This is a genomic window from Mesorhizobium sp. M7A.T.Ca.US.000.02.2.1, assembly GCF_003996995.1.
In the GTDB taxonomy this organism is placed as follows: domain Bacteria; phylum Pseudomonadota; class Alphaproteobacteria; order Rhizobiales; family Rhizobiaceae; genus Mesorhizobium.
On record NZ_RZTT01000359.1, the window covers coordinates 1 to 6,230 of the forward strand.

Sequence of the window (6,230 nt, forward strand, 5' to 3'; positions counted from 1 at the left end):
GCACGGACCCCACCCCTAACCCCTCCCCACAAGGGGGAGGGAGACTTCCGTTGGCGCCGACCCACGCGAATCGCCTGTCTTTTCGGCGCCAAGAAGAATTAGAGGTACACGGCAGCGTTCCCTCCCCCTTGTGGGGAGGGCTAGGGTGGGGGTCCTCTTCGCAAGAGTCCATAGCCCTGCGTCGACGGGAGTGGTTCGGCGTAACGCCTACTTGACCGACACGCCCTATTTCACCGACATGCTGGGCCCGCCCTCAACAGCCAGCACCAGGCGGCGGTTGGTTATCCTTGCCAGTTGCGCCAGGCGCCCGGCCGGCCGCTCGCCATAGAGATCGGCCAGCGATGCCGGCAAGACCAGCGCCAGCACGCCGTTGGCGCGCTGTTCCCATTTCAGCCTGGGCATGATGCCGGGCATCGACGCCGTCAGCAGGTAGACGACGCGCATCATCGCGGCGAGCACGCGCGCCCGCTCCAGATAACGCGGCGGCGCCAGCGCCTTGATCTCGGGGGCGATGGCTTCGTTGAAGATGCCGTCGTGACGATAGGCGTTGGCCATGGCCAGGAAAGCACGGCCGGGATGGTCGACGCCGAAGAAGGAGGCGTGCGCGATGATGTTGAGCGATTGCTTGCCGCGATATTCGGGGTGCGCGCGCCAGCCGATATCGGCCAGCAATGCGGCCGCGTGGCGGTAGCGCGCCTCGTCCTCGGTCTCGTCGATGCCGAAGGCGGCAAAGGTTTTGGCGGTCCAGTCGACAAGTTCATGCGCATGGGTGACGGAGCGCGAGCGCAGGCGTGCAAGCTCCTCCGAGGCCGAAATCAGCGGATCGGCCTTCTGCTCCGCCTCGTCGAGCAGCGAATAGAGAAAGCCTTCGCGCACGCCGAGCGCCGAGACGACGATCTTCGACGGCTGCATCGCCGCCATGATCTCCTGCAGCACGACGGCGCCATAGGGCAGCAGCGAACGGCGGTTCTTGGAAACGCCTTCGATGCCCTTGACCTTCTCGATCTCGGCTTTGGCCACCTGCTTGAGGAAATTCGCCGCGCTTTCGGCCGAGATCTCGTAATGGTGCATGACGCCAAGCGGATAGTTGGTCATTTCCATGTGCAGCCGGGCGAGATTTCGCCAGGTGCCGCCGACGGCGTAGAAAGGCCTGCCCTGCCCGCCTTTCAGCAGCTTGGCCTTCGCCAGTTCGTCACGCGCGATCTTCGCCGCCTGGGTCAGCGAGTTCTTCGCCATGTCCTGCAGGCGCAAGCCGCCCAGCGGCAGTGTGATGCCGTCGCCGATCGCTTCGCCGGCGACGTCGACCAGTTCGAGGCTGCCGCCGCCCAGATCGCCGGCGATGCCGTCGGCCGGATGGAAGCCGGAAATGACGCCGAGCGCCGAATAATACGCTTCCTGACGGCCGCTGATGACACGGATCTCGGTCTTCAGCACCTCCTCGGCGCGGTGGATGAAATCAGGGCCATTGACCGCCTCGCGGGCCGCGGCGGTGGCCAGCACATACATCTGCTCGGCGCCGGCCTGGTCGGAAAGCGCGCGAAAGCGACGGAACTCTTCCATCGAGCGCGTCACCGCCTCGGGGTCGAGCTTGCCGGTCGAAACGATGCCCCGGCCGAGACCGGCCAGCATCTTTTCGTTGAACAGCATGGTCGGCGAGCGCGCCAGCCCCTCATAGACGACGAGGCGGATCGAGTTCGATCCGATGTCGATGATGGACAGCGGTCGGCGGTCCTGCAGCCGGCCCTGGGAATCAGACAGCATCAGCCGGACGCTGCAGCGTTCTTCTTGCGGCGCTTGAACTGCGCAATGCGCTTGGGCGCATGCGACTTCAGCGCGTCACCCCGTCCCGACAGGCTCGGATTGGTCATGAAATATTCCTGCGCGTTGAACGGTTCCTCGCCCTCCTCCAGCACGACGCGCCGGGAGGTTCCATCAGCCAATACGTCGAAACTTTGCTGATTGTCCATGATGTTGCCCAGCATGATCTGGCCAAGGATCTGTTCGTGCACAGTTGGATTCGTGATCGGCACCATGGTTTCGACGCGGCGGTCGAGATTGCGCGGCATCAGATCGGCCGAGGAGATGTAGACGATCGCCTCGTCCGACGGCAGGCCGTGACCGTTGCCGAAACAATAGATGCGGCTGTGCTCGAGAAAACGGCCGACGATCGATTTTACGCGGATGTTTTCCGACAGGCCCGGAACCTGCGGCCTCAGGCAGCAGATGCCGCGCACGACCAGGTCGACCTCGACGCCGGCCCGGCTGGCATCGTAGAGCGCGTCGATGATAATCGGATCGACGAGTGCGTTCATCTTCATCCAGATGCGCGCCGGTTTCCCCTGCACCGCGTAGGCAATCTCGTCGGCAATGTGCTTCAGGATGCGGCTTCTCAGCGTGAACGGCGAGATCGCAAGCCGCATTTCGTCTGTCGGCTCGGCATAGCCGGTGATGAAATTGAACAGCTGGGCGACATCGCGGGCAATCGTCGGATCGGTGGTGAAGAAGGACAGGTCCGTGTAGATGCGCGCCGTTACCGGATGGTAGTTGCCGGTGCCGAGGTGCACGTAATTGCGCAGCTTGCCGTCCTCGCGCCGCACCACCAGCGACATTTTCGAATGGGTTTTCAGCTCGAGAAAGCCGAACACGACCTGCACGCCGGCACGCTCCAGGTCGCGCGCCCAGCGAATGTTGGCTTCTTCGTCGAAACGCGCCTTGAGCTCGACCAGCGCGGTGACCGACTTGCCGGCCTCGGCCGCGTCGACCAGCGCACGCACGATCGGGCTGTCATTGGAGGTGCGGTAAAGCGTCTGCTTGATCGCCACCACTTCCGGATCGGCCATCGCCTGGCGCAGGAACTGCACCACGACGTCAAACGATTCGTAAGGGTGATGGACGACGATGTCCTTCTCGCGGATGGCGGCAAAGCAATCGCCGCCATGCTCGCGGATGCGCTCGGGAAAACGCGGATTGTAGGGCGTGAATTTCAGGTCGTCGCGAGGGACGGCGACGATCTCGGAAATCTGGCTGAGCGCCAACGGACCGGTCAAGACGCTGATGCGGCTGGACGACACGCCAAGCTCGCCGGCGACGAAGTCGCGCAATTCGCCAGGCATCAGCCTGTCGAATTCGATGCGGATCACCGATCCGCGCCGCCGCCGCTTCAGCGCCGTTTCGAACAGGCGAACCAAATCCTCGGACTCCTCCTCGACCTCGATATCGCTGTCGCGAATGATACGGAACGTGCCGGAGCCCTTGACCTCGTAGCCGGGGAAGAGCTTGCCGATATAGAGGCCGACCGCCTCTTCCAGCGGGATGAAGCGGACATGATGCTTGCGGTCCGGCAGACGGATGAAGCGCTTCAGCGCCACCGGCAGGCGCAGCAGCGCGCTCATCTCCTCGCCGTTCTTGCGATGGCGCAATTGCAGCGCCATCGAGAAGCCGAGATTTGGAATGAACGGGAACGGGTGCGCCGGATCGATCGACAGCGGGGTGAGCACCGGGAAAACCTGTTCCTGGAAATGGTCTTCCAGCCAGACTTTCTCGTCCTTGGTCAGCGCATCGCGGGTGATGCTCTCGATGCCTTCCTTGTTGAGCAGCACGGTGAGCGCCGAAAGGCTCTTCTGCTGATCTTCCTGCAGTCGCTCGACCTCACGCAGCAGCTGTTCGAGCTGCTGTTCGGGGGTGCGGCCGTCAGGGCTCTTCAGCGTGATGCCCTCGCGCACCTGGCCGGCAAGACCGGCAACACGGACCATGAAGAACTCGTCGAGATTGGCGGCCGAGATCGACAGGAAGCGGACGCGCTCCAGCAGCGGATGATTGAGGTTCAGCGACTCCTCGAGGACGCGCCGGTTGAACTGCAGCCAGGAAAACTCGCGGTTGACAAACCGGTCCGGATTGCCGCCCTCCGGGCGAGCCACCTCGACATCCACGAATTCGTTCTGCACCGGCTTCAGTTCGTTCATGATTCCCGCTCTTCCACACCGTCAGCCAGCTAAAGCGCCGCACGTCATTCAGGACGCGCAAAGGACGCTCTGCCACTCCAAGGCGACGCATGGTCCTTGCCGAAAACCGGTGTCGGTCTTCGGGGCCATGCGTTAACCGGCTTAACTTATCCTCTGACAGGCTTTTGCGACAGTTTCATTTCATCGAACTTGCAAAGAGCCCTGATATGATCCAGATGCAGACGAGATTGCGTTAAGGAGACGACGATGGCAGGCGGTTCCATTCCCCATTTTCAGAACGATGCGGGCTATCAGGCAATCGACATCGGCGTGAAGGAATTCATGTGCACGGGCGCCAATCCGCCTTTCGACCACCCGCATGTGTTTCTGGACATGGGCGACGACAACGAAAAAGTCTGCCCCTATTGCTCGACGCTCTACCGCTATTCTCCGAAGCTGAAGGCGACCGAGACGCTGCCGGCCGGCTGCATCTACATCGATCAGGCCGCCTGAGTCTTTCGCGACCAGCCCGATGACCGACACGCGATCCCGGCAAATTGTCATCGCCGGGGCGGGTGTCGCCGGATTGACCGCAGCGCTTGCATTCGCCGACCGCGGCTACACTGTTCGGGTGTTCGAACAGGCGCAGCGCCTGGAAGCGGCAGGCGCCGGCATTCAGCTTTCTCCCAACGCGACCCGTATCCTTCGCCAGCTTGGCGTGCTCGACCGGCTGCTGCCGGCAACGGTGCGGCCCGAAGCCGTGGTGTTGAAGGAGGCCGCGACCCTGCGCGAACTGGCGCGCGTGCCGCTGGGGCAAGCCGCCGAAACGCGCTGGCAGGCACCCTATCTCGTCGCTCACAGGGCTGATCTGCAGAGCGCGCTGATGGCACGGGTTTCCCAGATACCGGATATCCGTCTTACCACCGGCGCCCGCGTCAGCAGCGCTGCCACCGGCCCCCATGGCATCACCGCGACGGCCGAGATCGACGGCAAAACCATCAAGGCTGAGGGCTTCCTGCTGATCGGAGCCGATGGTGTCTGGTCGTCGGTGCGCGCACTTGTCGATTCGGCCAAAAGGGCGGCTTTGCCAAGAAACCATTTCTCCGGCGAACTGGCCTGGCGCGCGACCATTGCCGCCGAAAGCGCTGCCGGACAAGCCTTTGCCGCGATCGGTGTAACCAATTGCGTCACCACCTTCCTGCATCCCGGCTTCCATATGGTGGCCTATCCCGTCAGCAAGGGTGCTGCCTTCAATCTCGCTGCCTTCACCAAGGGCGACCGTATTGCCGAAGGCTGGTCCGGCAATGCCGACGCCGGGATCCTGACCCGAGCCCTGCGCGGCACCGCGGCAGAACTTGCCCGCCTGGTCGAGCAGGCCGGCCCATGGACCGCATGGCCGATCCATACGGTCGACAGCAAACAGCCTTGGACGACCGGCAACATGGCGCTGATCGGCGATGCCGCGCATGCGATGACGCCGTTCGCGGCGCAAGGTGCGGCGATGGCGATCGAGGATGCTGCGACGCTTGCCGACATCATCTCCGACTTCCCTGCCGACCCCCTGGCCGCACCTGCGACCTGGGAACAGTCACGGCGACCGCGTGTAGCGCAGGTCGCCCGACGCGGCGTTGTCAACCGGCTGGCCTGGCATGCCTCGGGTCCAGTGGCGATTGCGCGCAATGTGTTCCTGAAGGTGCGCTCGGAAAAGCTCGCGGCGGATCTGGATTGGCTCTATGGGTGGCGGGCAGTTGAGGCTGCTGTCAGGCGTTGAAAGCCTGACAGGCTGGCAGGACAGAGGGGGCGCGAAGGAATGAGGCGTCTCGCATTGGCGAAACGCGACAAGACGAGACAGCTAATTATACAGCCGCATCGATAGCCCGAGCGATGCAGGCAGCGGGTTCCACCAGCCGGTGCGCAGGCCGGCGATGCGCAAGGCCGCCGCCGTCCAGGTGTTGCAGCCAACCAGTGCGTTGAAATGGCCATTGGCTTCGTAGAAGCCGTCGAATCTGGAATAGGCTGCGTCCGGAACGAGGATCGGGCCTTTCGGGCCCCGCTGGAAACTCGCAGCGATGAAATCGAGCAACGCCGCGAACCGATCCTCGGTGATGTCGAACCCCGCGACATCGGGGCGCGGTTCGAGGATGTCACCGGCGACATCGACATGCATGACCGACGCGTCGAGTGTCAGTGCCTTCATCACCGGCACCGCCTTCAGCTCGGACCATGTCGGCGTCTCCAGGTAGAAGGCGCGGCCGCCCCAGCCGAAGACGATGTAGCGGACCTCCGGCC

5 protein-coding genes are annotated in these 6,230 nt (G+C 63.5%); 2 read left to right on the forward strand and 3 right to left on the reverse strand.

The annotated features are described in order from the left end of the window. Window positions 1–225 precede the first annotated feature (225 nt). The gene (gene ppx, locus EOD15_RS26265; RefSeq protein ID WP_127408977.1) at window positions 226–1,761 is read right to left on the reverse strand and encodes an exopolyphosphatase; all 1,536 of its coding nucleotides are present in this window, start codon (window positions 1,759–1,761) and stop codon (window positions 226–228) included. Further along, complete coding sequence (locus EOD15_RS26270) at window positions 1,761–3,962, reverse strand: RNA degradosome polyphosphate kinase (RefSeq protein ID WP_127381246.1); 2,202 nt, start codon at window positions 3,960–3,962, stop codon at window positions 1,761–1,763. The genes ppx and EOD15_RS26270 overlap by 1 nt, the downstream gene beginning before the upstream one ends. Before the next feature lie 246 nt (window positions 3,963–4,208). Here EOD15_RS26270 and EOD15_RS26275 point away from each other — a divergent pair, with 246 nt between their 5' ends. Next, a complete protein-coding gene (locus EOD15_RS26275) occupies window positions 4,209–4,454 on the forward strand; it encodes a zinc-finger domain-containing protein (protein WP_023814125.1) in 246 nt (81 codons plus the stop codon). Window positions 4,455–4,473: 19 nt separating this feature from the next. Beyond that, window positions 4,474–5,712 (forward strand): FAD-dependent monooxygenase, encoded by a 1,239-nt coding sequence (locus EOD15_RS26280; RefSeq protein WP_127321835.1) that lies wholly within the window; start codon window positions 4,474–4,476, stop codon window positions 5,710–5,712. A gap of 81 nt (window positions 5,713–5,793) precedes the next feature. On the opposite strand, the gene EOD15_RS26285 is transcribed toward EOD15_RS26280, so the two are convergent. Continuing rightward, window positions 5,794–6,230, reverse strand: a 437-nt coding sequence (locus tag EOD15_RS26285) for a TIGR02117 family protein (protein WP_127408978.1), incomplete at its 5' end; no start/stop codon positions are given.